Origin of the sequence: Mesorhizobium sp. M4A.F.Ca.ET.022.05.2.1 (assembly GCF_003998845.1) — a bacterium.
Taxonomy (GTDB): Bacteria; Pseudomonadota; Alphaproteobacteria; order Rhizobiales; family Rhizobiaceae; genus Mesorhizobium.
Window position 1 is genome coordinate 1 of record NZ_RZOJ01000049.1, and the last position, 24828, is coordinate 24828.

29 protein-coding genes and 1 pseudogene are annotated in these 24828 nt (G+C 63.3%); 13 read left to right on the forward strand and 17 right to left on the reverse strand.

Translation table 11 applies throughout. From position 1 onward, the window contains the following. Window positions 1-295, forward strand: a pseudogene (locus EN745_RS08435) (CCA tRNA nucleotidyltransferase); the annotation flags it as partial. Between the two features lie 7 nt (window positions 296-302). Here the strand turns inward: EN745_RS08435 and EN745_RS08440 are convergent. The 5 genes from EN745_RS08440 to hemF all read right to left on the reverse strand — a co-directional run bounded on the left by EN745_RS08440 (window position 303) and on the right by hemF (window position 4060). Continuing rightward, entirely contained in the window at window positions 303-1283 is a 981-nt protein-coding gene (locus EN745_RS08440; RefSeq protein WP_127420999.1) for a S8 family serine peptidase, read from the reverse strand. 83 nt (window positions 1284-1366) lie between these two features. Then, on the reverse strand, window positions 1367-1945 hold the full coding sequence (locus EN745_RS08445; RefSeq protein ID WP_127421000.1) for a hypothetical protein: 579 nt from the start codon (window positions 1943-1945) through the stop codon (window positions 1367-1369). A gap of 270 nt (window positions 1946-2215) precedes the next feature. Further along, entirely contained in the window at window positions 2216-2401 is a 186-nt protein-coding gene (locus EN745_RS08450) for a DUF1059 domain-containing protein (protein ID WP_126058661.1), read from the reverse strand. Window positions 2402-2637: 236 nt separating this feature from the next. Beyond that, a complete protein-coding gene (locus EN745_RS08455) occupies window positions 2638-2898 on the reverse strand; it encodes a DUF1344 domain-containing protein (protein WP_126058662.1) in 261 nt (86 codons plus the stop codon). Window positions 2899-3145: 247 nt separating this feature from the next. Then, on the reverse strand, window positions 3146-4060 hold the full coding sequence (gene hemF, locus EN745_RS08460) for an oxygen-dependent coproporphyrinogen oxidase (RefSeq protein ID WP_127421001.1): 915 nt from the start codon (window positions 4058-4060) through the stop codon (window positions 3146-3148). Between the two features lie 113 nt (window positions 4061-4173). On the opposite strand from hemF, the gene EN745_RS08465 reads away from it, so the two are divergent. Next, the gene (locus tag EN745_RS08465) at window positions 4174-4431 is read left to right on the forward strand and encodes a hypothetical protein (protein ID WP_006202578.1); all 258 of its coding nucleotides are present in this window, start codon (window positions 4174-4176) and stop codon (window positions 4429-4431) included. A 23-nt stretch (window positions 4432-4454) separates the two neighbouring features. Here the strand turns inward: EN745_RS08465 and soxR are convergent, their stop codons facing one another. Continuing rightward, window positions 4455-4898 (reverse strand): redox-sensitive transcriptional activator SoxR, encoded by a 444-nt coding sequence (soxR, locus tag EN745_RS08470; RefSeq protein ID WP_126058665.1) that lies wholly within the window; start codon window positions 4896-4898, stop codon window positions 4455-4457. Window positions 4899-5049: 151 nt separating this feature from the next. After that, window positions 5050-5508, reverse strand: a complete 459-nt coding sequence (locus tag EN745_RS08475) for a tRNA (cytidine(34)-2'-O)-methyltransferase (RefSeq protein WP_127421002.1) — start codon at window positions 5506-5508, stop codon at window positions 5050-5052. Between the two features lie 461 nt (window positions 5509-5969). Between EN745_RS08475 and EN745_RS08480 the strand changes: the two genes are divergently transcribed. Genes EN745_RS08480 through EN745_RS08495 form a run of 4 tightly spaced genes read left to right on the forward strand, consistent with a single transcriptional unit; the run spans window position 5970 to window position 10495 of the window. Further along, window positions 5970-6386, forward strand: coding sequence for a hypothetical protein (locus EN745_RS08480; protein ID WP_245455414.1), 417 nt, complete (start codon window positions 5970-5972; stop codon window positions 6384-6386). Between the two features lie 25 nt (window positions 6387-6411). After that, window positions 6412-8292 (forward strand): ABC transporter ATP-binding protein, encoded by a 1881-nt coding sequence (locus EN745_RS08485; RefSeq protein WP_127421004.1) that lies wholly within the window; start codon window positions 6412-6414, stop codon window positions 8290-8292. Beyond that, window positions 8289-10172, forward strand: coding sequence for an ABC transporter ATP-binding protein (locus EN745_RS08490; protein ID WP_127421005.1), 1884 nt, complete (start codon window positions 8289-8291; stop codon window positions 10170-10172). The genes EN745_RS08485 and EN745_RS08490 overlap by 4 nt, the downstream gene beginning before the upstream one ends. 8 nt (window positions 10173-10180) lie before the next feature. After that, window positions 10181-10495 (forward strand): DUF6665 family protein, encoded by a 315-nt coding sequence (locus EN745_RS08495; protein ID WP_127421006.1) that lies wholly within the window; start codon window positions 10181-10183, stop codon window positions 10493-10495. A 41-nt stretch (window positions 10496-10536) separates the two neighbouring features. Here EN745_RS08495 and EN745_RS08500 read toward each other — a convergent pair whose 3' ends face one another. Then, the gene (locus EN745_RS08500) at window positions 10537-10881 is read right to left on the reverse strand and encodes a cupin domain-containing protein (RefSeq protein WP_126059383.1); all 345 of its coding nucleotides are present in this window, start codon (window positions 10879-10881) and stop codon (window positions 10537-10539) included. Between the two features lie 313 nt (window positions 10882-11194). On the opposite strand from EN745_RS08500, the gene petA reads away from it, so the two are divergent. The 4 genes from petA to EN745_RS08520 all read left to right on the forward strand — a co-directional run bounded on the left by petA (window position 11195) and on the right by EN745_RS08520 (window position 14592). Then, window positions 11195-11755 (forward strand): ubiquinol-cytochrome c reductase iron-sulfur subunit, encoded by a 561-nt coding sequence (gene petA / locus EN745_RS08505; protein ID WP_126058671.1) that lies wholly within the window; start codon window positions 11195-11197, stop codon window positions 11753-11755. A 16-nt stretch (window positions 11756-11771) separates the two neighbouring features. Next, window positions 11772-13076 (forward strand): cytochrome b N-terminal domain-containing protein, encoded by a 1305-nt coding sequence (locus tag EN745_RS08510; RefSeq protein WP_127421007.1) that lies wholly within the window; start codon window positions 11772-11774, stop codon window positions 13074-13076. Window positions 13077-13096: 20 nt separating this feature from the next. Then, window positions 13097-13951 (forward strand): cytochrome c1, encoded by an 855-nt coding sequence (locus EN745_RS08515; protein ID WP_127399830.1) that lies wholly within the window; start codon window positions 13097-13099, stop codon window positions 13949-13951. A gap of 95 nt (window positions 13952-14046) precedes the next feature. Then, complete coding sequence (locus EN745_RS08520; protein WP_126058674.1) at window positions 14047-14592, forward strand: adenine phosphoribosyltransferase; 546 nt, start codon at window positions 14047-14049, stop codon at window positions 14590-14592. A gap of 83 nt (window positions 14593-14675) precedes the next feature. Here EN745_RS08520 and EN745_RS08525 read toward each other — a convergent pair whose 3' ends face one another. The 6 genes from EN745_RS08525 to EN745_RS08550 all read right to left on the reverse strand — a co-directional run bounded on the left by EN745_RS08525 (window position 14676) and on the right by EN745_RS08550 (window position 19414). Beyond that, the gene (locus EN745_RS08525) at window positions 14676-15146 is read right to left on the reverse strand and encodes a MaoC family dehydratase (RefSeq protein WP_126058675.1); all 471 of its coding nucleotides are present in this window, start codon (window positions 15144-15146) and stop codon (window positions 14676-14678) included. Then, on the reverse strand, window positions 15143-15613 hold the full coding sequence (locus EN745_RS08530) for a MaoC family dehydratase (RefSeq protein WP_127421008.1): 471 nt from the start codon (window positions 15611-15613) through the stop codon (window positions 15143-15145). Before EN745_RS08530 ends, EN745_RS08525 begins: the two co-directional genes overlap by 4 nt. A 78-nt stretch (window positions 15614-15691) precedes the next feature. After that, the gene (locus tag EN745_RS08535) at window positions 15692-16660 is read right to left on the reverse strand and encodes a magnesium transporter CorA family protein (protein ID WP_127421009.1); all 969 of its coding nucleotides are present in this window, start codon (window positions 16658-16660) and stop codon (window positions 15692-15694) included. Window positions 16661-16826: 166 nt separating this feature from the next. Continuing rightward, a complete protein-coding gene (gene ychF / locus EN745_RS08540; protein ID WP_126058678.1) occupies window positions 16827-17930 on the reverse strand; it encodes a redox-regulated ATPase YchF in 1104 nt (367 codons plus the stop codon). Between the two features lie 95 nt (window positions 17931-18025). Then, a complete protein-coding gene (gene pth, locus EN745_RS08545; protein ID WP_126058679.1) occupies window positions 18026-18751 on the reverse strand; it encodes an aminoacyl-tRNA hydrolase in 726 nt (241 codons plus the stop codon). 21 nt (window positions 18752-18772) lie between these two features. Further along, entirely contained in the window at window positions 18773-19414 is a 642-nt protein-coding gene (locus tag EN745_RS08550) for a 50S ribosomal protein L25/general stress protein Ctc (protein WP_126058680.1), read from the reverse strand. Between the two features lie 352 nt (window positions 19415-19766). Here EN745_RS08550 and EN745_RS08555 point away from each other — a divergent pair, with 352 nt between their 5' ends. After that, window positions 19767-20438 (forward strand): glutathione S-transferase family protein, encoded by a 672-nt coding sequence (locus tag EN745_RS08555; protein WP_126058681.1) that lies wholly within the window; start codon window positions 19767-19769, stop codon window positions 20436-20438. Here the strand turns inward: EN745_RS08555 and EN745_RS08560 are convergent. Beyond that, on the reverse strand, window positions 20402-20860 hold the full coding sequence (locus tag EN745_RS08560; protein ID WP_126059384.1) for a MarR family transcriptional regulator: 459 nt from the start codon (window positions 20858-20860) through the stop codon (window positions 20402-20404). The genes EN745_RS08555 and EN745_RS08560 overlap by 37 nt on opposite strands. Before the next feature lie 153 nt (window positions 20861-21013). On the opposite strand from EN745_RS08560, the gene EN745_RS08565 reads away from it, so the two are divergent. After that, complete coding sequence (locus tag EN745_RS08565) at window positions 21014-21856, forward strand: alpha/beta hydrolase (protein WP_127421010.1); 843 nt, start codon at window positions 21014-21016, stop codon at window positions 21854-21856. A gap of 63 nt (window positions 21857-21919) precedes the next feature. Here EN745_RS08565 and EN745_RS08570 read toward each other — a convergent pair whose 3' ends face one another. Together EN745_RS08570 and EN745_RS08575 are read right to left on the reverse strand one after the other, a co-directional pair. Continuing rightward, on the reverse strand, window positions 21920-22669 hold the full coding sequence (locus EN745_RS08570) for an SDR family oxidoreductase (protein ID WP_127421011.1): 750 nt from the start codon (window positions 22667-22669) through the stop codon (window positions 21920-21922). 213 nt (window positions 22670-22882) lie between these two features. Beyond that, on the reverse strand, window positions 22883-24127 hold the full coding sequence (locus EN745_RS08575; RefSeq protein WP_189362994.1) for an MFS transporter: 1245 nt from the start codon (window positions 24125-24127) through the stop codon (window positions 22883-22885). Between the two features lie 111 nt (window positions 24128-24238). Here EN745_RS08575 and EN745_RS08580 point away from each other — a divergent pair. Further along, a partial coding sequence (locus tag EN745_RS08580) for an AraC family ligand binding domain-containing protein (RefSeq protein ID WP_127421013.1) occupies window positions 24239-24828 on the forward strand: 590 nt, incomplete at its 3' end.

The window sequence follows — 24828 nt, forward strand, 5'->3', positions numbered from 1 at the left end:
AAACGGCATTGGCGACCGGCTGCGGCTTTCGCTGGCTTCGGCGCGGGCGCGGGCTGCCGAGGACAACCAGGCACTGATCGACGCCGGTGGTTTCTCGCGCCTGCTTGCCCTCGGGTCGAAATGGCAAAAGCCGGTATTCCCGATCAAGGGCGCCGATCTCACCGAACTCGGCGCGTCGCCCGGCCCGAAGCTCGGCGCGATCCTGAAAAATCTCGAGAAGGAATGGATCGGGTCCGGTTTTACCCTCGACCGCGGCGCGCTCATCAAGCGCGCCGCAAAGGCACTCGAAGCTTAGGTGCGGCTCACTTGATGGAAGCGGGAGCCAGCGCGCGTGAAAGGCTGGCTTCGCCCTTGCCATAGACCGAGGCATTGTAGTTGACCAGCGTGTCGGTACGGGCTGTGTTGAGCAACTGGTTGGTGATCTGTGTCGGCGTTGCCGTGGTGAATTTGCTGCCGACGATCGCGGCATAGCCGGAAATGATCGGCGCCGCGAAGGAGGTGCCGTAAAGGCCGGTCTTGCTGCCAGTGACACCCACGACAAGGAAATGGCTCTGCACCAGCGCGTTGGAGCCGGCGTAGTTGGAATACGAGGCAAGCTGGGCCTTGCTGGTCGTCGTGCCGTTGGTGGAGAGCGCGCCGACGAAGATCGCCGAGGCTTTGCCGACCAGCGCGAGGTCGAGGTAGTCCTGCTGACCATTCTTGATACCGCCGACGGCGGCGGCATCGTTGCCGGCTGCCTTCGAGACGACGGCCGACCCCTTGGTGGCATAGGAGATGATCGAGGCCTCTTCCGGTGCCCAGCCGATCTGACTGACGCTGTAGCCCGCCTTGGCGTACATGCCGTAGCTCAGATTGAGCACGTTGAGACCGGGCGCCAGCGAGACGGCTGTCCCCGTCGAGAAGTCCTTCGACCTGATGGTTGCCAGCGGCGCGACCATGCTGGCCTCCTGGCGGGTCCATTCGCCGTGTCGCTGGGTTTGCACTCCGAGGCCGAAATTGCCGGAGAAGCGCGATGAGCTGCTGAAGTCGTCTACGATGGTGATGGTGATGCCCTTGCCCTTGTAGCCCGCGGCCCACGCGACGCCGACGTCGGGGGTCATCCAGCTCTGCAGCGCTTGCGTCGCCGGCGCGGCCGGAATCGCTGCGCTCACACATATCGATCCGCCGCCGTGGCAGAGCGCGGCCGTCTCGTCGGCGTCGAGGGCTTCCTGCGCCGATGCGATCGGCGCTGAGAGGATGGCGAGCGCAGCGGCGAGGCCGAATTTCCAGTGGTTGGCTGACATTTTGTTACTCCAGTCAAACAGGAACCAGGACGGACGATTGCGACCTTCGGGGTGGGTTGACTTGCTCATGGCAGCCTCCAAGCTCAGAAAGTAACACGGTAGTTCAGCCACAGATGCATGCTCTCGGGCTTAGCGTTAACCAGATATTTCAGGGTTTCCTCAGGTGCCATCTCGGCGGCAGCGAGCCGGCAGTTGACGCTGTAGGTGCCCAGATCCCCATAGTCGGCCACGCATGGCTTTTCGGTGAGGTTGCCGCCGATCGTCGAGGTCAGCGAGAACGACAGGGTGCTGCTCGGTGTCGGATGCGTCTGCGTGAGGAAGCCCAGCTTGAAGCTGGGTCCGATGCTGTACTTCTCGGCTTTTTCTCCGGTGCCGAGCCCCCACAAAATACCGGTGTTTTCCGTCAGCTGGGTGAGGAAGTCGACGTGGAGATCGACCCAGCTGGCGTGATACCACTGGTTGAACGAAACCCAGGATCCGCTCTGCAACTCGTAGCCGCCGTCGCCAAGGTTCCTGGCGCGGTCGCTGAGCGGCGAACCCTGGTGCATGCCAATCAGTGAAGTCGTAATCTCCTGGGCCGTTGCCGGAGACGCGCCAAGGAAGGCCGACAGCAGCAGTGCTATCGCGCGGTACCTGCGTCGATTGCCGGACCTTTCGCGCATGCGCGAAAACACCTCGCCCCACCGTTTCCGGACCAGCGCCTGTTGGCGGCGGGCTCTGACGGCCCCTGTACCCGGTTCATTCGCCCGACAGTGGCACGACTACCGTTACCGCCGGGTTATCCAAGCAGGTGCGAATATAAGTATTTGATTGAAATATTTGCGCTGTCCGGCAGCGTGGCCGGCAAGCGGGGCAGGATGCCTGTGGCTCCGGCATCCCGCTTTGCTGGGCTGGATCGCGCAATTGCCGCGATTTGATCCGGCCGGAAGGCGTTACGCGGCGTCGCGAACCTTCTGGATTCGCGAGCGGATCGCCTCGATCATTGTCTCGCGAATGGTTGTTTCGCCATGCGTTTCGCGCATATGCTCGACGGCGCGGCGCATCACCTCGGCCTCTTCTTCGGCGCGTGTGTGCCATTCACAGCCGGGCACGAGCGATCCGCAGTGGAATTCCTTCATCGGATTTTCCTTTCCTCCTTGCGACGCCGACGGACGTCCGCACTCTCGATGCGTGCACGATCCTTTGTCGAAAACCGAGAAGTTTCCGGGTCGCGCACTGGCGAGCAACCATAACACGGTTCGAGGGTTTTGGTTGCCGGCAGAGCCGAAAAAGGCGGAGCATCGCTGCTCCGCCCTCTTACGCTACCTCGGAGCAAGACCGGACATGACCCCGTCTTCCTCCTGCGAGCAGGCCGTCACTTCATGATCTTGACTGCCTCGGCAATCTTGTTCTTGCCGTTCATGTCCCAGGAAACGCGGACCTTCTCGCCAGCCTGCAGGCCAGGATCCTTGAAGGCCTTGGACAGCGTAAAGGTGGATCCATCATCAAGAACGAGGCTCATGGCCGTTCCATCGAAGCTCTTCACCGTGCCCGTGGTGTGCTTGACCGCCGCGAATGCGGCGCCACCAGAGGCGAGAAGAGCAGCGGTTGCCGCCGTCACAATAAGCTTGCGCATGGCATGTTCTCCTGGAAAATGCGGGGCACCCGGTTGGCAAGGCACCCCACTCAATCATGGGCCGTCCGGTCACGTCGGGTCGCGGCTCAGGGGGGAGGAACCGCCGGCGTTTCCCGGCCCGGAAACGACAAATAGCCCTGATTTTTCAAATGCCTATTAGACGAAAAAGATAATCAAGGCGCCACATTGCGCGCCCAGATTCGGCGAATGGGACCGCATTGCGGTTCACATCCCGCTCACCGATATTTTATGGCCATCTGACCTCGGGCGGCAGGCTGGACAGGATCGAGGCGACATTGCCGCCGGTCTTCAGCCCGAAGATGGTGCCGCGATCGTGAAGCAAGTTGAATTCGACGTAGCGGCCCCGCCGAATGAGTTGTTCGTCACGGTCGCCGTCGGTCCAGTTGTCGTTGAAATTGCCCCTTACCAGGTGTCCGTAGACGACGAGAAAAGAGCGCCCGACATCCTGGACAAAGTTGAAATCGGCATCCCAACCGCCCTTGTCCTCGCCCGAATGCAGCCAGTCGAAGAAAATGCCGCCGGTGCCGCGCGGCTCGTTGCGGTGCGGCAGATAGAAATATTCGTCGCACCAGGCCTTGAACTTGGCGTAGTCGGCGACGCTGGCGTTCTTCTCGCAGGCAAATTGCATGGCGCGGTGAAAGGCGAGCGTATCCGGGTCGTCCTGGACGCGGCGACGGTCGAGCACCGGCGTCAGGTCGGCGCCGCCGCCGAACCACTGGCGCGAGGTGACGACCATGCGCGTGTTCATGTGCACCGCCGGCACGTTCGGGTTCCAAGGATGCGCGATCAGCGAGATGCCGCTTGCCCAGAAGCGTGGATCCTCCTCCGCGCCCGGCATCTGTTTCCTGAACTCGGGCGAGAACTCGCCGTAGACGGTCGAGGTGTGGACGCCGACCTTCTCGAAGACGCGGCCATACATCATCGACATGGTGCCGCCGCCGCCCTTGCCATCGTCGCGCTCCCAGGGGGTCTTCTCGAAATGGCCAGGCGACCATGAAACCAGCGGACCCGTCAGATCCTGCTCGATCTGCTCGAAGGCGGCGCAGATGCGCTCGCGCAACGCTTCGAACCACAGGCGGGCCTTCATCTTCTTCTGCTCGATGTCGGCCGGCAGGCCCACCGGTATTTCAGGTCGTTCCAAAATCAGGTCTCCAGTCGCGGACGATAAAGGACTCGTCTTTTCCGGGCGCGATCCCTAATCTCTTAGGAGCAAGGGTCAAGTCCCCGTCCGACCACGGTGCAAGGAGTTCCTTCGTGCGCACCCCGGCAAGACCGCCGCTGGATGGCTTGAAGAAAAGGCTCGACCGCTCGCGCGCCGAGCGCGAGCGCATGCCGCGCGACGGCTTCCTGCGCGAGACCTTCGTCCTGCCGCGTTCGGACGCCCGCCTGAAGGCCAAGGAATGGTTCGAGCGCTTCCCCAAGCAGGCCTACTGGACCGAGATCGAAAGCTGGTTCGAGCGGCCAGGCGACGTCATCGAATTCACGATAAGGCGGCTGCCGGCGGCGGATTGAGAGTGGCGGCCCCAGTGGGGTGATCAGCGCGCTATCAGCCTTCGCGCTCCGGTGCCCTCCCGCGCCAGCCGGTCTTCCTTGTTCCTGAGCGGGCATCTGTCGATCGACATGCAGCCGCAGCCGATGCAGTCGCTCAGGCCGTCGCGCAGCTTCTTCAGCTGGTTGATCTTGTGGTCGAGCCCGTTGCGCCAAGCCGTCGAAAGTAGATTCCAATCCTCGCGCGTCGGCGTGCGGCCCTCGGGCAGGGATTGCAGCGCCGTGGCGATTTCGGCCAGCGAGATGCCGACTTCCTGGGCGACGCGGATGATCGCCACGCGCCGCAGCACGTCGCGGCCGTAGCGCCGCTGGTTGCCCGCCGTGCGGTGGCTGCGGATAAGTCCGCGCGTCTCGTAGAAATGCAGCGCCGATACAGCCACGCCGCTGCGCATGGCCACCTGGCCGACCGTCAGTTCCGTTGCTGGAGCCATCTCCCACTTTCCGCTTGACCTCAAGTTAGGTTGAGCTTGTAGCGAAGAAATCCTGATCGGGCAAATGCAGGAGAAGGCAATGTGCGCCTGGGCGAGACTGACTGGAGAAACCACCGCCGTCGGCGATGGCAGGGATGGCGGATTGCGGATCCTATCCGAGCTGGCGGATCGCTTCGCCCGCGACCATGGCGACAGACAGCGCGACGTTGATGCTGCGCGCGCCCGGCCGCAGCGGGATGGTCAGTCGCGCATCCGCAGCGTGATGGACCGGATCCGGCACGCCTGCGGATTCGCGACCGAAAAGCAGGACGTCTCCATCGGCAAAGGCAAAGTCCGTATAGGCGGCAGCGGCTTTGGTGGTGAGCAGCACCAGCCGCCGCGCGTCGCCCGCGCGCCATTGCTCGAAGGCGTGCCAGTCGACATGCCGGGTCAGATCAGCCATTTCGAGGTAGTCCATGCCGGCCCGTTTCAGCGCCCGGTCGGAGAGCGGGAAGCCTGCCGGCTCGATGATGTCGACACCGAGGCCGAGGCAAGCGGCGAAGCGCATGATCGTTCCGGTGTTGCCGGCGATGTCAGGCTGGTAGAGCGCGATGCGGAGACGGTCGTTCATTTCCGCGTCTTTCTAATAAGTGGCAGATCGGCCACAGGGATTTCCAGGTTTCGCAGATTGCTGGACTGGCGGGTGGCCATTTTCTGCGAAGTCGAGTATACGCCTTTCATCGTCAACCCGAACCGATGGAGGGGGAATTCATGATGACCATGCACAACCAGCGCCCCTCCTGGGGGCTTATGCGCCCCGCGGCGGTTTCGGTACGACGATTCTCCTGACTCTCTAAGACTTGATCGCTCCGATTCCCGCCGAACCCAGTTTTCGGTTCTCGAAGGAATCCTGCGATGTTTTTCAAACGCCCAAAGGGGCCTGACGCCCCACCTGACCGTGCTCTGACTGACGCCTGCCGTCATGTCCGGACCGACGCTGCGCGCACCGACGTACCCGGCCCCTTCGGCCGAATGCCGGAGGTCGATGTTGCGTCACCCTTTTTATCGCATTTGCACATGGAGGATGGACCGATGTTCGATCCCTACAAAATACCCGGCTCAAGAAACCTGCACGAGCGCAGAATGGCGACCTGGGCGCTGCTGGTCGGCGAGACCTACTCGTCGGCAGTGCACGCCGAGACGCGCCGGCGTCCGCATCGCGGCATGCTGCCGGACGTCGACTTCTCACGCGCCGTGCCCGATCACAGCCGGCCTTCGCTGGTGCGCCGCCTCATCAGGCTGATCCGGCCCGGCGCGAAAAGCCGGGCAGGTGCCAGTTTTTCGTCCGCAAACTCTGGGGCGTCAGGATCGTCGGCTGAGCCTGTCGGCGAAAAGCCCGCGACACCCTATATAGCGCGAAGCAGGGCCGGCGATGCAGATGATTCTGCATCGCCGGCCCGCGGCGCTGCACGGTCGAGGAAGCTTGTCCATCAATCCCGCGCCGCGTGAGCGCATAGACAGTCGAGTGCCTGCAATGTTCCGCTGGTTTGAAAACAAGCTCGATCCGTTCCCGGCCGCGGAGCCGGTCGAACCGCCCAAGACGCTGGTCGCCTTCTGCGTGCACTACACGCGCGGCGCCTGGCCCTACATCATCCTCGACGCGCTCCTGGTGACGGCGATTGCCGTCGCCGAAGTGTGGATGTTCGGCTTTATGGGCCGCATCGTCGACTGGCTCTCGGGGCAAAATCGCGAGACCTTCCTGCAGACCGAGAGCTGGAAGCTCGCAGGCATGGCCTTCGTCGTGCTGTTCGCGCTGCCGGGCACCGTGTGGTTCCACTCGCTTCTTAACCAGCAGACGCTGATGGGCAACTATCCCATGCGCATCCGCTGGCAGGTGCACCGCTACCTGCTGAAGCAGTCGATGACCTTCTATCAGGACGAGTTCGCCGGCCGCATCGCCACCAAGCTGATGCAGACGGCGCTCGCCGTGCGCGAGTGCGTCATCAAGCTCATCGACGTGCTCAACTACGTCATCGTCTACTTCCTTGGCATGCTGTTCATCGTCGGTTCGGCCGACTGGCGGCTGGCGACGCCGCTCGCTATCTGGCTGGTCGGCTATATCGGGCTGCTACGCTATTTCATCCCGCGGCTCGGCAAGGTCGGCGAGGAGCAGGCCAATGCGCGCTCGACCATGACCGGCCGCGTCGTCGACAGCTACACCAACATCCAGACGGTGAAGCTGTTTTCCCATGCGCGCCGCGAAGCGTCCTTCGCCAAGGAGGGCATGACGGGCTTTCTCGAGACGGTCTACCGGTCGATGCGGCTGGTGACGGTGCTCTACGGCCTGCTCTACATCCTCAACGCGCTGCTCCTGTTCTCGGTCACCACGCTGTCGCTGTGGCTGTGGCTCGGCCAGGCGGTGACGATCGGTGCGGTCGCCGTGGTGATCGGCCTGGTGCTGCGCATGTGGGGCATGTCGCAATGGATCATGTGGGAGATGTCGGGCCTGTTCGAGAATATCGGTACGGTGCAGGACGGCATCGCGTCGATCTCGCTGCCGCGCCTGGTCGATGACAGGCCGGACGCCAAGGACATCGCCGTCAGCCAAGGCGAGATCCGCTTCGAGGACATCCGTTTCCACTATGGCAAGCAAAAGGGCGTCATCGAGAATCTGTCGCTGACCGTAAGACCGGGCGAGAAGGTCGGCATCGTCGGCCGCTCGGGCGCCGGCAAGTCGACGCTGGTCAACTTGCTCCTGCGCTTCTACGACCTGGAAAGCGGCAGGATCCTCATCGACGGCCAGGAGATCGCTGCGGTGAGACAGGATTCGCTGCGCGGGCAGATCGGCATGGTGACGCAGGACACCTCGCTGCTGCACCGTTCGGTGCGCGAGAACATCCTCTACGGCCGGCCGGATGCCACCAATGAAATGCTGGTCGAGGCGGCGGAGCGGGCCGAGGCGATCGACTTCATCGGCGGGCTGATCGACGCCAGCGGACGCACGGGTTTCGACGCCCATGTCGGCGACCGCGGCGTCAAATTGTCCGGCGGCCAGCGGCAGCGCATCGCCATTGCCCGCGTCATGCTGAAGGACGCGCCGATCCTCATCCTCGACGAGGCGACGTCGGCGCTCGATTCCGAGGCCGAAGCCGCGATCCAGGAAAACCTCTACCGGCTGATGCAGGGCAAGACCGTCATCGCCATCGCGCACCGGCTGTCGACTATCGCTGCGATGGACAGGCTCGTCGTCATGGACAAGGGTCGCGTCATCGAGGAGGGTTCGCACGAGGATCTCGTCGCCAAGGGCGGGCTCTACGCGCAGCTCTGGCAACGCCAGTCGGGCGGTTTCCTGCTTGATGAGGCTCCGGCCGAGGCCGACAACGACGTTATTGCCAAGGGTGAAGCCGCGGAATGATGCAAGCCGTCTATCGCTGGTTCGAGCACTGGGTCTATCCATTCCGCGAGCCTGCGTCTCTTCGGCCACCCGCGGGTGTCGGCGGCTTCCTCTGGCACTATGTCGGGCAGGCGAAGCTCGCCTTCTTCGCCATGCTGGTCATCGGCGGCATCGCGCCACTGGTCGAGGCCGGGCTGTTCTATTTCGTCGGACGGCTGGTCGACATCCTCGATCAGCTTCCCGGCGAGCGCAGCTGGCATGCGCTGTGGACCGCCGCCGGCCCTGAACTCCTGTTCATGGGCGCCGTGGTGCTTGTCATACGCACGGCCGTGGTCGGCCTGTCGGCACTGGTCGACGAGCAGACGATCACGCCCGGCTTCTACAATCTGGTGCGCTGGCAGGCGCATCGCCATGTCTCGCGCCAGTCCTACGCCTTCTTCCAGAACGACTTCGCCGGCCGCATCGCCACTAAGGTCTGGCAGGCTGGCCAGGCGACCGGCGACCTGATGGAGAGCTTCATCGAGGTCATCTGGTTCATGATTGTCTATACGGTGACGACGCTGGCGCTGGTCGCCGGCCTCGATTTCAGGCTGGCGGTGCTTGTGGTGATCTGGATCGCCGCCTTCGGCTTTCTGGCCAAGCGCTATCTGCCGGCGATCCGCAGGCACGCCGAGGCCACCGCCGAGGCCGGCTCGATGATCAACGGCCGAATCGTCGATTCCTACTCCAACGTGCAGACGCTGAAGCTGTTTTCGGCCGATGGCGACGACCGCTACATCCGGAGCGGCTTCGACATCTATCTCGATGCGCTTCGTCCGTTCACGCGCCGGCTGACCGGCGTGCGCATGGCGCTGACGACGCTGTCGGGTGTCATGATCACCGCCATCGCCAGCTTTGCCATCTATCTCTGGGTCGAAGGCTCGATCACCGTCGGCGCCGTCGCCTTCACGCTTTCGCTCGTCTTGCGGCTCAACATGCTGCTGGGCCGGGTGATGATGCAGCTCAACGGCATCCTCAGGAATCTCGGTGTGCTGGAGAACTCCAAGGCGTTGATCTCGCAGCCGCTCGGCCTCATCGACGCGCCGGAGGCCAAGGAATTGATCGTGGCCGGCGGCCGCATCGATGTGAAGAACGTGACCTTCCACTACGGCAAGGGGGCCGGCGTGCTCGACGGCATCGACCTCGTCGTCAGGCCCGGCGAGAAGGTCGGGCTGGTTGGCCCATCGGGAGCAGGCAAGACGACGCTGGCCAACCTGATCCTGCGCCTCTACGACCTCGAGGGCGGCAAGATCCTGATCGATGGCCAGGACATCGCGCAGGTGAAACAGAATTCGCTGCGCGCCAATATCGGCGTGGTCAGCCAGGACACGGCCTTGTTCCATCGCTCGCTGCGCGACAACATCAAGCTCGGCATGCCGGACGCGACCGAGACGCAAGTGATCGCGGCGGCGCGGAAGGCCGAGGCACATGAGTTCATCATAGGCCTGCGCGACAATCGCGAGCGCACCGGCTACGAAGCCTATGTCGGCGAACGCGGCGTGAAGCTGTCAGGCGGCCAGCGCCAGCGTGTGGCAATCGCTCGCGTCTTCCTCAAGGATGCGCCGATCCTGATCCTGGACGAAGCGACGTCGGCGCTCGATTCCGACATCGAGGCGGCGATCCAGGAAAACCTGGCGCGGCTGATGGAAGACAAGACCGTGATAGCCATCGCGCACCGCCTGTCAACGATCGCCGCGCTCGATCGGCTGGTCGTGCTCGACGGCGGGCGCATCGTCGAACAGGGCACCCATGACGAGCTGGTGGCGCTGGACGGGCTTTACGCGCGGCTCTGGAAGCGGCAGTCCGGCGGTTTCCTGTTCAATGAGGAAAGCGTGCTGGAAGAGACGCGGCCGGCGGAGTAGGAAGAGGAATGTCGGTTCGCATGCCTTCGTATTTTGGACGAGCGGGCGCGCAGGACAACGCGCTCGACCTGCTCGGCCACGAAATCCTCGCCGAGAAGGCGGCGGCGCTCGGCCGCGCCGGCCAGCGCGTCGAGCAGACGCTGGCGAGACTGCGCGAGGATGGCGGCGATGAGGAAAGGCGGCCCCGGCTCCTCAAGGATGCCGCCGAGGCCGTCCATGCCTACTTCATCCAGCGCGAGCTCTGCGGCCTGCGCAAGCACGATACGGTCATCCGCGAATACAATATCCCGAGAGCGGTTCTGGTCAGGCTCGGCGCGAAATAGGCGCTGCCTTCGGGACTCTTGCCGAACAGGAGATTCGGGATCTACTCCAGCCACTCGGTGACGAAGCTGCCGTTCTCGTGGATATCGATGGTCTCCAGCGGGCCGGGACCGAGATTGGTGAATTTGTGCGGCGTGTTGGGCGGCACGATCAGGATCTGGCCTGCGAATGCCTCGATCTCCCGGTCGCCGACCGTGAACAGGCCGCTGCCCTGGCGGACAATGAATATCTCGCTGTACGGGTGCCGGTGCAGGCGCGGGCCGCCACCGGTGCCGGGCAGAAAGTTGAAGATCAGGCAGGAGTTGGAACCCCAGGCGCCGCACTCGAGTTCGCCTTGCCAACGGTCGGGCATCCTGGCCCATTTGTCGCGGTCGATGACATGCGCCATGACGGCAGGATAGACCGAGCCGGCGCCTGCTGTCGAGGCAAAGGCGCGGCACCGGTTTGCCATTGTTTTTCCGCCCGTTTCCGGCCCGTTGGCGATCCTTCGGCGCGGTGCCGCCCGGCGCCGGATTTAGCCCCCGCGACAATCTGACCTTGTGCCTTCACCCGACTGGACAAAAACTGGCTTCACGCATAAACCGAACTCCAAATGCCGGAGGAATTCGCTAGCCTGTTCGCCATGCGCTGTCGGGCCGGCGCGATTGAGCGGGGACAAGGCTCGGCCGCCGGCACGGAAGAGGCGAAAGGATCAGGCACCCGTGAGCGCAACCGATACCCACGATCCCAACCGTCGTGATTTCCTCTATGTCGCCACCGGCATGGCCGCGGTGGTCGGCGCGGGGGCTGTCGCATGGCCGTTCATCGATCAGATGCGCCCCGACGCCTCGACACTGGCGCTGGCCTCGGTCGAAGTGGACGTCTCCTCGCTGACGCCGGGCTCGTCGCTGGTCGTCAAGTGGCGCGGCAAGCCGGTCGTGGTGCGCAACCGCACCGAAAAGGAGATGAAGGACGGCGAGGCCGTCGATCTCGCCGACCTGAAGGACCCGATCGCCCGCAACGCCAATTTGCCGGCCGACGCTCCGGCGACCGACGCCAACCGCACGACGCCCGGCAAGGAAGCCTGGATGGTCATGGTCCAGGTCTGCACCCATCTCGGCTGCATCCCGCTCGGCCAGGAAGGCGATTTCGGCGGCTGGTTCTGCCCGTGCCACGGCTCGGTGTACGACACCGCCGGCCGCATCCGCAAAGGCCCGGCGCCCGAGAATATGGCGGTGCCGGTATTCAAGTTCATTTCCGATACCAAGATCCTTATCGGTTGAGGCAGGGGATATTTCGATGAGCGAGGGACACTCGACCTATACGCCCAAGACCGGTCTCGGACGCTGGTTCGATGCCCGCATGCCGCTGCCCAGGCTGGTCTATGACAGCTTCGTCGCCTATCCGGTGCCGCGCAACCTCAACTACATGTGGACCTTCGGCGGCATCCTGTCGATCATGCTAGCGTCGCAGATCCTGACCGGCATCGTTCTGGCGATGCACTACACGTCCGACACCACTCTCGCCTTCGATTCGGTCGAGAAGATCATGCGCGACGTGAATTCGGGCTGGCTGCTGCGCTATCTCCATTCCAATGGTGCCTCGTTCTTCTTCGTCGCCGTCTACATCCACATCTTCCGCGGCCTCTATTACGGTTCCTACAAGGCGCCGCGCGAGCTGCTGTGGATCCTCGGCTGCATCATCTACCTGTTGATGATGGCCACCGGCTTCATGGGCTACGTGCTGCCGTGGGGGCAGATGAGCTTCTGGGGCGCCACCGTCATCACCGGCTTCTTCAGCGCCATTCCGCTGGTTGGAAACTGGATCCAGGAGCTGCTGCTCGGCGGCTTTGCCGTCGACAACCCGACGCTGAACCGCTTCTTCGCGCTGCACTACCTTTTGCCGTTCATGATTGCCGGCGTCGTCGTGCTGCATATCTGGGCACTGCATGTCGTCGGGCAATCGAACCCGACCGGCATCGAGGTCAAGTCGAAGACCGACACGGTCGCCTTCACGCCCTACGCGACCATCAAGGACGCGTTCGGCATGATCGTGTTCCTGTTCGTCTTCGCCTATTTCGTCTTCTACCTGCCGAATTTCCTCGGCCACCCGGACAACTACACGGTGGCCAACCCGCTGAAGACGCCGGCCCACATCGTTCCGGAATGGTACTTCCTGCCGTTCTACGCGATCCTGCGCGCCATCACCTTCAACATCGGGCCGATCAACTCCAAGCTCGGCGGCGTGCTGTGCATGTTCGGCGCCATCGCCATGCTGTTCCTGGTGCCTTGGCTCGACACCTCCAAGGTGCGCTCGGCGGTCTACCGACCCTGGTACAAGCTGTTCTTCTGGCTGTTCGTGGCCGACGCCATCCTGCTCGGCTGGCTGGGTTCGCAGCCGGCGGAAGGCAGCTACGTCTTCATGGCGCAGATGGCAACGCTGTTCTACTTCGCCTTCTTCCTGGTTGCGCTGCCGGTGCTCGGCCTGATCGAGACGCCGCGGCGTCTGCCGAACTCGATCACCGAGGCGGTGCTGGAGAAGAACAAGGGTGCCGGCGCCGGCCATCCGGCTGGCGCGAACGCCGCGCCGGAAACCAAGGGCTGAGAATCTAAGGGGATTTGGGTATGAAAAAGATTCTCACCTCGCTGGCTCTGCTTGGCTTGCTGGCCGCGGGCACCGCGGCCATCGCCGAGGAGGAACACAACGCGGCCGCACCGACACATTTCCCGATCGACGAACCGAAGGAAATGAGCTGGAGCTTCGCCGGACCATTCGGCACCTATGACAAGGCCCAGCTGCAGCGTGGCCTGAAGGTCTACAAGGAAGTCTGCTCGGCCTGCCATTCGATGAACCTGGTGGCCTTCCGCACGCTGGAAGGGCTCGGCTATTCGGACGCGCAGGTGAAAACGCTGGCCGCCGAATACACGATCCATGACGGTCCCAACGATGCCGGCGACATGTTCGACCGCCCTGGCAAGCCGTCCGATCACTTCCCGGCGCCGTTCGCGAACGAGCAGGCGGCCGCTTCGGCCAATGGCGGCGCCGCTCCGCCCGACATGTCGCTGCTGGCCAAGGCACGCGGCGTCGAGCGAGGCTTCCCGCGCTTCGTCTTCGATATTTTCACCCAGTACGCCCAGGGCGGCCCGGACTACATCCATTCGCTGCTCACCGGCTATGACCAGACGCCGCCGGCCGGCATGGTGATTCCAGAGGGTACGCACTACAACCCGTACTTCCTGTCCGGCGTATCGCTGAAGATGCCGAAGCCGCTCTCCGACGGCCAAGTGACCTATGACGACGGCTCGCCGCAGACGGTGGACCAGTATTCGCGCGACGTCTCGGCCTTCCTGATGTGGGCGGCCGAGCCGCACCTGGAGGACCGCAAGAAGACCGGCTTCCGCGTGCTGGTGTTCCTGGCGTTGTTCGGCGCCCTGGTCTACATGACCAAGCGAAAGGTATGGGCCGACGTGGCGCACTGAGCCGGGACTTGCCGGAAAAATGCGAGGGCGCCGGACGGCGCCCTTTTCTTTTTCGGCTCTAGCCGGCAAAACTCTACGGTAACGGATCAACCGCCATGAAATCCTCTCTCGAAGAAACGCTGCTCGCGGCCATCCGCACCATTCCCGACTATCCGAAGCCGGGCATATTGTTTCGCGACATCACCACCTTGCTCGGCAATGCCCGCGCCTTTCGTCGCGCCATCGACGAGCTGGTGCATCCCTATGTCGGGCTGAAGGTCGACAAGATCGCCGGCATCGAGGCGCGCGGCTTCATCCTCGGCGGCGCCGTCGCCCATCAGCTATCTGCCGGCTTCGTGCCGATCCGCAAGAAGGGCAAGCTGCCCTACGAGACGGTGCGCGTCGCCTACAGCCTGGAATACGGGCTGGACGAGATGGAGATGCACAAGGATGGCGTTTCGGAGGGCGAGAAGGTGATCCTGGTCGACGACCTGATCGCCACAGGCGGCACGGCGGAGGCGGCGGTGAAGCTTTTGCGCCAGATTGGCGCCGACATCGTCGCCGCCTGCTTCGTCATCGACCTGCCGGACCTCGGCGGGCGCCAGAAGCTCGAAGCGCTCGGTGTGCCGGTAAGGACGCTGATCGGGTTCGAGGGGCACTAGTGAATAGTGAATAGTGAATAGTGAATAGTGAATAGTGAAGATCATTGCTCAATGAGAGACGCTGGGTCTCTACCTGCCGCTCACTACTCCACCTTCACCAGCACCGCGCTGTCGAATTCGATGACCTTGTCGCCTGTCGAATCGAAGGCTTCGCAGCGCAGCGTGAGCAGGTTCCAGCCGGGACGCGCGGCAAGCGGGCGGTGGGCAAGCGCGGTGCGCGAGAAGGTGACGGTCTCGCCGGCATAGACCGGTTTCAACCATTTCAGGTTCCGGAAGCCGGGCGAGGGGCCGAATTCGGGTTGCGGGCCCGGGCCTGTCCAGCGCACGCCCTCGGTCTCCATGCGCTTTTCGAGATTGTATTTCATCCAGGTGGCCGCGGTGTGCCAGCCCGAGGCGCATAAGCCGCCGAGCACGCTGTTCTTCGCGGCCTCCTCATCGACGTGGAAGACCTGCGGGTCGTATTTGCGGGCGAAGGCCTTGATCTCGTCCGGACCGAATTTGTGCGCGCCGAGCGTGACGGTCTGGCCGATCAGGAAGAACTCGTCCAAAGTCATGACGGGTCCTTTGCGGCATCACGCGCGAGGAACATGCCGGTGTTCTCGAGCTCGAAGACGCTTTCGCCGCGTTGGTTGAACAGTTCGCTGCGCATGGAGACGAGGCCGAGCTGAGGCCGCGACTTGGACTGGCGCTTGGCGAGCACGGTGACCGTGCCGCTAAGCGTGTCGCCGGCCAGGACCGGTTTCTTCCATTTGACGTGGTCGATGCCGGGCGAGCCTTGCGAGGTCGAGTCCAGCAAGAAGGCGTCGCACAGCATGCGCATGAACATCGCGCAGGTGTGCCAACCCGAAGCCGACAAGCCGCCGAGGATGCTGGCCTTGCCGGCCGCCTCGTCGAGGTGCATCGGCTGGGCATCGAACTCGCTGGCGAATTCGATGATCTCCGCAGCGCTTACATTTTTCGTGCCGAGGTCGTGCGAGGCGCCCTCGACGAAATCCTCATAGGCCCAGGTCTTTCCGGTCATGGTCCATTTCCGATTAGGCGAACGCGCGATCCCGAGGATCGGGCATCCCGGATGCCGGCCAACAGGCATTTGGTCAAGTCATTTCTGGTGAGCCAGCCGGAGGGCGGCGCCGCCGTCAGAGCCAGCCATCATGGCGATGGCGAAAGGGTAGCCGAACTCCCATTTCAGTTCGGGGATTACATTGAAATTCATGCCGTAAATCGAGGCGACCAGCGTCGGCGGCAGGAAGATGACGGCGGCGACCGAGAAGATCTTGATGATGGCGTTCTGCTCGATCGAGATCATGCCAAGGGTGGCGTCGAGCAGGAACGAAATCTTCTGCGACAGGAAGGTGGCGTGGTCGGCGAGCGACAGCACGTCGCGCGACAGGGTCTTGACGCGGGCGCGGATGTCCTTGCTCATCTTGGTCTGGGTCGCGACGTGGGCGAGGAAGCCGGCCAGGCGCTGCAGCGAGATCAGGCTGTCGCGGATCGAGGAGGCGATGTCCTCCTTGCGGCCGATGGCCTTGAGCAACTCCTGGAAGTCGCGGTTGCGCTTGGAGACCTTGGTCGACCTGGCCTCGAAGATATCGCGCGAGATCGCTTCAACGTCGAGGCCGGCGCGCTCCAGAATGTCGGCGAGGCGGTCGACGATCGCTTCCAGTAGGCCGATCAGGATGGTGTCGCCGCTGGTGCAGCCGGTCGCCACCTTCTCGGCGCGCAGCGGAAACGTCTTGAAGGCCTTCGGTTCGTGATAGCGCACGGTGACCAGACGGCTGCCGGCCAGCGCGAAGGTTACCGGCGACATCAACGGGTCGTCGGCCTCGGTCTGGGCCGGCAGCGTCGCGGTCATGAAATAGGCGCCGTCCTCGATGTAGAGGCGACTGGAGATTTCGATCTCCTCCATCTCCTCGCGCGTCGGGATGGCGACGCCGAGCCAGCTCTCGATGGCGGTTTCCTCGTCCTTGGTCGGATTGAAAAGATCGGCCCAGACAACCTTGTCGCCATTTGCCACAAGGTCATCAACCAGACGCAGCCGATCATTGTCCACGACGAATGCCTTGATCATCGCCGGATCTCCCTTGCTGGATCGAAGAGATTTTCGTTCGAAGCGTCGTCAGGACTGCATGGGCTTCGAGGAGCCCGCGAGCACCAGCCGATTAGACCTGCGGCATGATGAGGTCAAGACAGGCGACGGGAGGGCGCAATCTGCCGGACGCGCGCCGCCGCGAGCATCAGGTGTTGAACTTGAACAGCATGATGTCGCCGTCCTGAACGACATACTCCTTGCCTTCGTCGCGCGCCTTGCCGGCCTCCTTGGCCGCGACTTCGCCGCCGAGCGTGACGAAGTCGTTGTAGGCGATGGTCTGGGCACGGATGAAGCCGCGCTCGAAATCGGTGTGGATGACGCCGGCCGCCTGCGGCGCCTTATCGCCTTTGTGGATAGTCCAGGCGCGCGTCTCCTTCGGTCCGACGGTGAAATAGGTGATGAGATGCAAAAGGTCGTAGCCGGCGCGGATCACCTTGTTGAGACCCGGTTCGTCGAGGCCGAGCGAGGCGAGGAACTCCATCTCCTCGTCGTCGGAAAGCTGGGCAACCTCCGCTTCGATCGCTGCCGAGATGACGACGGTGCCGGCGCCCTGAGCGGCGGCCATCTTTTCCACGGCCTTGGAGTGCTCGTTGCCGGTCGCGGCATCGGCCTCGGCGACGTTGCAGACATAAAGCACCGGATGCGAGGTGAGCAGGTTCAGCCCCTGCAGGATGCGCAGATCCTCCGGTCCTATGCCCTTTAGCAGGATGCGGGTCGGCTTGCCCGCCTGCAGCAGTTCGAGCGCTGCCTCCATCATCGGCAGCACGGCCATCGCTTCCTTGTCCTTGCCGGCGGCGCGCTTGCGGAACTGGACGATGCGGCGCTCGAGGCTTTCGAGGTCGGCGAGCATCAGCTCGGTCTCGACCGTCTCGGCGTCGGCGACGGGGTCGATGCGGCCCTCGACATGGGTGATGTCGTCGTCCTCGAAGCAGCGCAGCACATGGACGATGGCGTCAACCTCGCGGATGTTGGCGAGGAACTGGTTGCCCAGCCCTTCGCCCTTGGAGGCGCCGCGCACCAGGCCGGCAATGTCGACGAAGGAGATGCGGGTCGGGATGATCTCCTTCGACTTGCCGATGGCGGCGATCTTCTGCAGGCGCGGGTCCGGCACCGCCACCTCGCCGGTGTTTGGCTCGATGGTGCAGAACGGGTAGTTGGCGGCCTGCGCCGCCGCCGTCCTGGTCAGCGCGTTGAAGAGCGTCGACTTGCCGACATTAGGCAAGCCGACGATGCCGCATTTGAAACCCATTGTGTCCGGTCCTATCGGGAAATCGAAATTTGATCAGGGCTATGGGCGAAAGGAGTGACGAACGTCAACCCCTCGGCCGCCATCCCCGGCGACGTTCAGCCCTTGCCGCCGAACAGCTTCTTCAGCATGGCGGCCATCGGGCCCGTTTCGGGCAGCTTTGCCGGCGCCTGCTGCGGCCTGGCCTGGCGGATGTGGCTCTGCGCCTTTGGCGCCTTGGGTGGCGGGCGATCGTCGTCGCCGGTCGGCGTCAGTTTTTCACGCAGGGCGAGCGTGATGCGGTTCATGAAGGAATTGTCGTCGCCCTTGGCCAGCAGGCCGGCGTCGTCGGCGATGGTGTCGAGCAGAACCTCGAGCCATTCGCGGTCCGCCTTGGCGAAGTCGCCAAGCACGTGGCCGTGCACCATTTCCTTGACGCCCGGATGGCCGACGCCGACACGCACGCGGCGATAGGCTTTGCCGACATGGTCGTCCAGCGAGCGGATGCCGTTGTGGCCGCCGGAGCCGCCACCGACCTTGACCCGAACCTTGCCGGCGGCAAGGTCGATCTCGTCATAGAAGACGGTGAGCGCGGCAGGTTCGAGCTTGTAGAAGCGCAGCGCCTCGCCGACCGCCTGGCCGGACAGGTTCATGAAGGTCTGCGGTTTGATCAGGAGGATCTTTTCGCCGGCGAGCGTGCCTTCGGCGATCAGGCCCTGGAATTTCTTCGACCAGGGCGAAAAAGAATGGCGGCGGGCGACTGCGTCCACCGCCATGAAACCGACATTGTGCCGGTTGTTGGCATATTTCGCGCCCGGATTGCCGAGGCCTGCGAACACAAGCATCGTCGTCTCCGGGCGGGAAAATTACTTCTCTTCGGCGGCCGGAGCCGCTTCGGGCGCTGCCGCCTCGGCCGTCTCTTCCACCTCGGGCTTCATCGCCGAGGAGCCGGCAATGGTCGCGATGGTGAAGTCGCGGTCCGAGATCACCGGCTTGACGCCGGCCGGCAGCGTGACCGCCGAGATGTGGATCGAGTCGCCGATATCGGTGCCGGCGAGATCGATGGTGATGAATTCCGGGATCGCATTGGCCGGGCAGTGGAACTCGACCTCGTGACGCACGATGTTGAGCACGCCGCCACGCTTGATGCCGGGCGACTTGTCCTCGTTGATGAAGTGGACAGGCACGTCGACATTGACCTCGGTGTCCTTGCCGATGCGCAGGAAGTCGACATGGACAGGGAAATCCTTGACCGGGTCGAGCTGGAAGTCCTTGGGCAGAACCTGGATCTTGCTGCCGCCGACATCGATCGTGGCCACCGTGGTCAGGAACCCGCCGCCGTGGATCTTGTAGTAGACGTCCTTGTAGTTGAGGGCGATCGCCAGGGGAGGCTGCTTGTCGCCGTAAATCACTGCAGGCACTTTACCGTTGCGGCGAACTGCACGGGCGGACCCCTTACCGACCTGTTCGCGCGCTTCGGCCTTGAGCTCGTAAGTATCGTGGCTCATGGCATTTCCTTTCGCGTGTTGTGGAGCGTTTGCGGCAGGCAATATGCCCAGCCGAAACGTCGAAAGCCGCCAGGCCTGGATGTCCGAACGCCGGTGGCCGCCAGAAGCGGACCTTTGTTCGGGGATCACAAGGGAAGGCAGCCTTCCGCCGCGTTGCCTCCAAGGGTGTCTACGCGGGTGGCGGCTCTATAGCGGAAGGCGGGCGCAGGCGCAAGCGGTTGGTCTGGAAGGCTTTCGCGACATTTCCAATGTCGAAAGCATACAGTCAAGAATCCCGTCCGTCCGGATGTAGGATCGGGCAGGCTTCAATCGTCCTGCGGCAGTTGTCTCAACCAATCCGTGAGGATCCGATATGAAACTCCTGTTCAGCCGCAATCCCAATCCTCGCCTTGGAGTCGCGACGGCACGCCATCTTAAGGCGGACGTTACGTTCGAATTCGCCTCACCCATGGTATCGGGGCAGGCCGAGCGCTATCGCGTGCTCAACCCAAATCTGACCTTGCCGATACTGGTCGGCTCCGGATGGAGCCTGTGGGAAGCCGACGCCATCGCCTGTCGGCTCTCCCGCGAGGTGGGCTCGAATTTTTGGCGCGGCGGGGACGATGAGCCGGACATGATCCGCTGGATAAGCTGGGGCAAGGAGAATTTCGCCAGAGGCTGCGACATGGTGCATTTCGAGCGCGGCACCAAGCAGCGCTGGGGGCTGGGTCCTATCGACCAGGCCCTCGTCGAGGAAGGCTTCAGGGTTTTCCACGCGGCTGCCGCCATCCTCGCCCCGGTGCTCGCGCAAAGGGAGTGGCTGGTCGGAAATTCCGTCTCCTACGCCGACTTTCGCATGGCGACGTTTCTGCCCTTCAACGATGCTGCCGGGCTACCGCTCGACGACTATCCGTCGATACGTCGCTGGTATGACCAACTCGAGGCGATCGATGCATGGCGCGATCCTTTCGCGGGTCTCGAGGCGCCGCCATTGCCGCGCGTGAAGAGTTACATTTCCAACGGTCGGCCCGGAACAGCGGTCTGATCGGCAGCCAGCGCCTCGCGCAAGGCCCAGACTTTTTGGGTGAGCGAATCGATCTCGGCCAATGTCATCCCGGAGCGCTCGATGAGCGTTTCACCCAGACAGTTGCATTGAGTGAGCAGCGCCCGGCCGGCCACGGTGAGATCGACCTGCACCTGGCGTTCGTCGGCATGGCTGCGCTGGCGGCTCACAAGACCGGCCTGCTCCATGCGCTTGACCAGAGGCGTCACGGTGCTCGATTCCAGCGCCAGCCTGCGCGCGATCGCGCCGACCGACATGCCATCCGCCTCTCCCAGGGCGTTGAGCACGAGATATTGCGGGTAGGTAATCCCCATCTCGTCGAGCATGGGCTTGTAGGTGCGGTTGATCGCCATGCTCGTGGCGTAGAGGGCGAAACAGAGCTGATTGTCCAACGGGAGAGGCACGGCGAATTCCTTTTGCCGACTGAGCATTTCTCAATGTTTACCACGAAAAATGATATCGCGATACATATTTCTTATGGACAAGGGGTTCGATCTGCGCTAACCACATTGTTGTCGCGATATTGATTATCGCGAAAATAATCAATGGAGATTGAGATGACCAAGCCCGGCAGCAGCACGATCGCCACCAAGGACGGAACCGAGATTTTCTACAAGGATTGGGGAGCCGGCCAGCCTATCGTCTTCCATCACGGCTGGCCGTTGAGCAGCGACGACTGGGACGCCCAGATGCTGTTCTTCCTTTCGAAGGGCTATCGCGTCATCGCTCATGACCGGCGCGGCCATGGCCGTTCCACCCAGACGGATACCGGCAACGAGATGGACACTTACGCCGCCGATGTCGCCGAACTCGCTGCGCATCTCGACCTCATGAACGCCATCCATGTCGGCCATTCCACCGGCGGCGGCGAGGTGGCCCGCTACGTTGCCAAATACGGTGCTGGCGGCCGCGTCGCCAAGGCGGTGCTGATCGGCGCCGTGCCGCCGATCATGCTCAAGACCGCGGCCAATCCCGGCGGCCTGCCGATCGAGGTGTTCGACGGCTTCCGCTCCGCCCAGGCCGCCAACCGCGCCCAGTTCTTCCGCGATGTTCCGGCCGGCCCGTTCTACGGCTTCAACCGTCCCGGCGCCGAAGTCTCGCAAGGCGTCATCGACAATTGGTGGCGCCAGGGCATGATGGGCGGCACCAAGGCGCACTACGACTGCATCAAGGCATTCTCGGAAACCGACTTCACCGAGGACCTTAGGGCAATCGACGTGCCGGTGCTGGTGATGCATGGCGACGACGACCAGATCGTGCCGATCGCGGACTCCGCGCTGCTGGCCATCAAGCTGCTCAAGAAGGGCGAGCTCAAGGTCTACAAGGGCCTTCCGCATGGCATGGCCACGACCCATGCCGACATCATCAACGCCGACCTTCTGGCCTTCTTCAAGGCGTAAGGCCTTTCGGAACACAAGACACCCGCCATCTGGCGGGTGTGCTTGCGTCAGGCCGTGCCGATATCAGGCGATGCTCAAGCCGCCGTCGATCAGAATTTCCGCACCGACGATGAACGGGCATTCGTCCGAAGCGAGAAAAACCACTGCGTTGGCAATTTCCTCGGCGGTCCCGAAACGACCGGCAGGCACCAGGCCGACCACCGCCTTGGCGCGCGCCTTCGCCGCTTCGGGATCCAGCCCGAGCTTGTCGTTGAGCGGCGTGTCGATCGGACCCGGGCTGATCACATTGGCGCGGATGCCGCGCCCTATGAGTTCGCCGGAGAGCGTTCTGGCGAGCGAGATCATGCCGGCCTTGGCGAGCGAATAGACGTGTGTCCCGGCCATTCCCATATGTGCGTTGACCGAGCCGCTGAGGATGATCGAGGACGGGTTCGAAAGCAGCGGCACCAGCGCCTTGATCAGGAAATACGGGCCTTTGAGGTCGATATCGATGCTCCTGTCGAACGCCGCCTCGGTCCAGTCATCGAGCGGGCGTAGATCGGCGATGCCGGCGTTGAGGAAGACGGCGTCGAGCCTGCCGAAGGTTTCTCCGATCTGTCGCGCGATATCGTTTTGCGTCGTAACATCGCCGGCGTCGGCGGCGATGACAAACGTATCGCCGCCAAGAATCTTGCGGGCCTCCTCGAGACGGCTCGTGTTGGTGCCAGTGATGGCGACACGAGCGCCTTCCTCAATGAAGCGCCGCGCCGTCGCCAGACCGATGCCGCTGGTGCCGCCGGTAATCAGCGCGACCTTGTCTTTAAGTCTGGACACTACAGATTGCCTCATCTCGCTCGTAGCGCAGCGCACCGATCGGGCGCTGAGCCCGGCACCTTAGTTCAAGTTGAAGGCGTTCGCGCTACGTCTCGTGATGTCGCGCACACGTTTCAAACACTAACAGGCTTTCGCCTGGCGTGTGGAGAGAGAATCCATGAGCGCGTGGCAACTGCCACGAGCTCACGTCGAGTCCCGAAGATCGGCGGTTCCTTAGCGGGGCGCCGCTTCCGCCTTCCGCGCTTCCTTCATGTTCGGCAAGAACACCGTCAGCAGGCCGAGCAGCGGCAAATACGAGCAGACCTGGTAGACGAAGTCGATACCCTTCATGTCGGCCAGGACGCCGAGCACGGCGGCGGCGATGCCGCCCATGCCGAAGGCGAAGCCGAAGAAGATGCCGGCGATCATGCCGACCCTTCCAGGCACCAGTTCCTGCGCGAAGACGACGATGTTGGAGAAGGCCGACGACAGGATCAGACCGATCAGCACCGTCAGCACCATCGTCCATTCGAGGTTGGCGTAGGGCAGCGCCAGCGTGAAGGGCAGCACGCCGACGATCGAGAACCAGATCATCGCCTTCTGGCCATAACGGTCACCGAACGGGCCGCCGAGCAGGATGCCCAGCGCCGAGGCGCCGAGGAACAGGAACAGCATGACCTGCGAAATCTGCACCGAAACGCCGAACTTATGGATGGCGTAGAAGGTGTAGTAGCTGGAGATCGAGGCGATGTATGCGTTCTTGGTCAGCACCAGCAAGGTCAGCACGGCCAGCGCCCACATGACCTTGCGGCGCGGGAAGGGCGAGACGAGGCTTGCCTGCTTGCGGCTGGCGAGCGAAGCGCGCAGCCGGCTGTACCAGCCGCCGACCTGCCAGAGAACGATGATGCCGATCAGCGAGCCGACGGCGAACCAGGAGATGCTGGTCTGGCCGAAGGGCACGACGATGAAGGCAGCGAGCAGCGGCCCCATCGCCTGGCCGAAATTGCCGCCGACCTGGAACAGCGACTGGGCGAGGCCGAAGCGGCCGCCCGACGCGAAGCGGGCGATGCGCGAGGATTCCGGATGGAAGATGGCCGAGCCGATGCCGATCAGCGAGGCGCCGATCAGCAGCAGCCAGTAGTGGCCGGCATGTGCGAGCACGACCAGTCCGATCAGCGAGGAGGCCATGCCCCAAGGCAGCGAATAGGGCATCGGCCGCTTGTCGGTGATAGCGCCGATCAGCGGCTGGAGCAGCGACGCCGTCACTTGGAAGGTGAAGGTCAAAAGCCCGATCTGCCAGAAGTCGAGGCCGTAATTGTCTTTCAAAAGCGGATAGATGGCCGACAGCAGCGACTGCATGATGTCGTTGACGCAATGGCAGAAGCTCACCGCAAGAATGACGGTGAAGGCCGTCGCTTGCGCCGAAGTGTGGCTGGCCGGCGCCGGAGTGGCGACGGCGGTGGCTGTGGTGTCGGTCAAGGCATGCTCCGTGGTCTTCCTGGCGGCGATCCGCAGGCAGCCTTATAGGATGGTTGCAAAGCGACTTCTTTCGTGGTTTGGTCCAATAGTTTCGCAAGTGGGCCATTGCCAATGCCGCATGGCAGGGAAGTCTTCAAGGGCGATGCCGCCGAACTCGGCCGGCTGCACCAGAGCCGCTGGCAGTGGCTGGAGGAGGCTGTCGGCCCAGCGGTGGCGCTGCCGACCGAATATCCCGACGGCTATCACGTGCCACTGCATCGCCACAGCCGCAGCCAGTTGCTGCATGCGCTGGTCGGCGTCGTGCTGGTGACGACGAAACACGGGCGCTGGATGGTGCCGCCCGACCACGCGATGTGGATCCCCGCCGGGATCGAGCATTCCGTCGAGATGCTGGGCGATGTCTCGATGCGTTCGGTCTATGTGATGCCGAACGCGATTGCCGGCCTGCCGGAGGGACTGCGCGTCGTCGGCATCACCGAGCTGATGCACAGCCTGATCGTGGAATCGGAAAAGCTGCCGCAAGGGGGTGAACTGGAAGGGCGCGGCGGGCTGATCATGGGCCTGTTGCTGCATGAGATCCCAAACCTGCCGGAACGGCCGCTCGGCCTGCCGTTCCCGTCGGATCCGAAACTGGCGGCGCTTTGCCGGCGCTTCGTCGCCGAACCCTCGCCGCATGCGACGATCGACGAATGGGCCAACGC

Bases quoted from the DNA above. Each gene is read 5' to 3' on its own strand.
- EN745_RS08520 (WP_126058674.1), top strand. From the start codon at position 14,047: ATGAAATCCTCTCTCGAAGAAACGCTGCTCGCGGCCATCCGCACCATT.
- EN745_RS08485 (WP_127421004.1), top strand. From the start codon at position 6,412: ATGTTCCGCTGGTTTGAAAACAAGCTCGATCCGTTCCCGGCCGCGGAG.
- EN745_RS08525 (WP_126058675.1), bottom strand. From the start codon at position 15,146: ATGACTTTGGACGAGTTCTTCCTGATCGGCCAGACCGTCACGCTCGGC.
- EN745_RS08480 (WP_245455414.1), top strand. From the start codon at position 5,970: ATGTTCGATCCCTACAAAATACCCGGCTCAAGAAACCTGCACGAGCGC.
- EN745_RS08500 (WP_126059383.1), bottom strand. From the start codon at position 10,881: ATGGCGCATGTCATCGACCGCGACAAATGGGCCAGGATGCCCGACCGT.
- EN745_RS08445 (WP_127421000.1), bottom strand. From the start codon at position 1,945: ATGCGCGAAAGGTCCGGCAATCGACGCAGGTACCGCGCGATAGCACTG.
- EN745_RS08495 (WP_127421006.1), top strand. From the start codon at position 10,181: ATGTCGGTTCGCATGCCTTCGTATTTTGGACGAGCGGGCGCGCAGGAC.
- EN745_RS08510 (WP_127421007.1), top strand. From the start codon at position 11,772: ATGAGCGAGGGACACTCGACCTATACGCCCAAGACCGGTCTCGGACGC.
- EN745_RS08490 (WP_127421005.1), top strand. From the start codon at position 8,289: ATGATGCAAGCCGTCTATCGCTGGTTCGAGCACTGGGTCTATCCATTC.
- EN745_RS08550 (WP_126058680.1), bottom strand. From the start codon at position 19,414: ATGAGCCACGATACTTACGAGCTCAAGGCCGAAGCGCGCGAACAGGTC.
- pth (WP_126058679.1), bottom strand. From the start codon at position 18,751: ATGCTTGTGTTCGCAGGCCTCGGCAATCCGGGCGCGAAATATGCCAAC.
- EN745_RS08565 (WP_127421010.1), top strand. From the start codon at position 21,014: ATGACCAAGCCCGGCAGCAGCACGATCGCCACCAAGGACGGAACCGAG.
- EN745_RS08515 (WP_127399830.1), top strand. From the start codon at position 13,097: ATGAAAAAGATTCTCACCTCGCTGGCTCTGCTTGGCTTGCTGGCCGCG.
- soxR (WP_126058665.1), bottom strand. From the start codon at position 4,898: ATGGCTCCAGCAACGGAACTGACGGTCGGCCAGGTGGCCATGCGCAGC.
- EN745_RS08455 (WP_126058662.1), bottom strand. From the start codon at position 2,898: ATGCGCAAGCTTATTGTGACGGCGGCAACCGCTGCTCTTCTCGCCTCT.
- EN745_RS08530 (WP_127421008.1), bottom strand. From the start codon at position 15,613: ATGACCGGAAAGACCTGGGCCTATGAGGATTTCGTCGAGGGCGCCTCG.
- ychF (WP_126058678.1), bottom strand. From the start codon at position 17,930: ATGGGTTTCAAATGCGGCATCGTCGGCTTGCCTAATGTCGGCAAGTCG.
- EN745_RS08440 (WP_127420999.1), bottom strand. From the start codon at position 1,283: ATGTCAGCCAACCACTGGAAATTCGGCCTCGCCGCTGCGCTCGCCATC.
- EN745_RS08555 (WP_126058681.1), top strand. From the start codon at position 19,767: ATGAAACTCCTGTTCAGCCGCAATCCCAATCCTCGCCTTGGAGTCGCG.
- EN745_RS08535 (WP_127421009.1), bottom strand. From the start codon at position 16,660: ATGATCAAGGCATTCGTCGTGGACAATGATCGGCTGCGTCTGGTTGAT.
- EN745_RS08475 (WP_127421002.1), bottom strand. From the start codon at position 5,508: ATGAACGACCGTCTCCGCATCGCGCTCTACCAGCCTGACATCGCCGGC.
- EN745_RS08450 (WP_126058661.1), bottom strand. From the start codon at position 2,401: ATGAAGGAATTCCACTGCGGATCGCTCGTGCCCGGCTGTGAATGGCAC.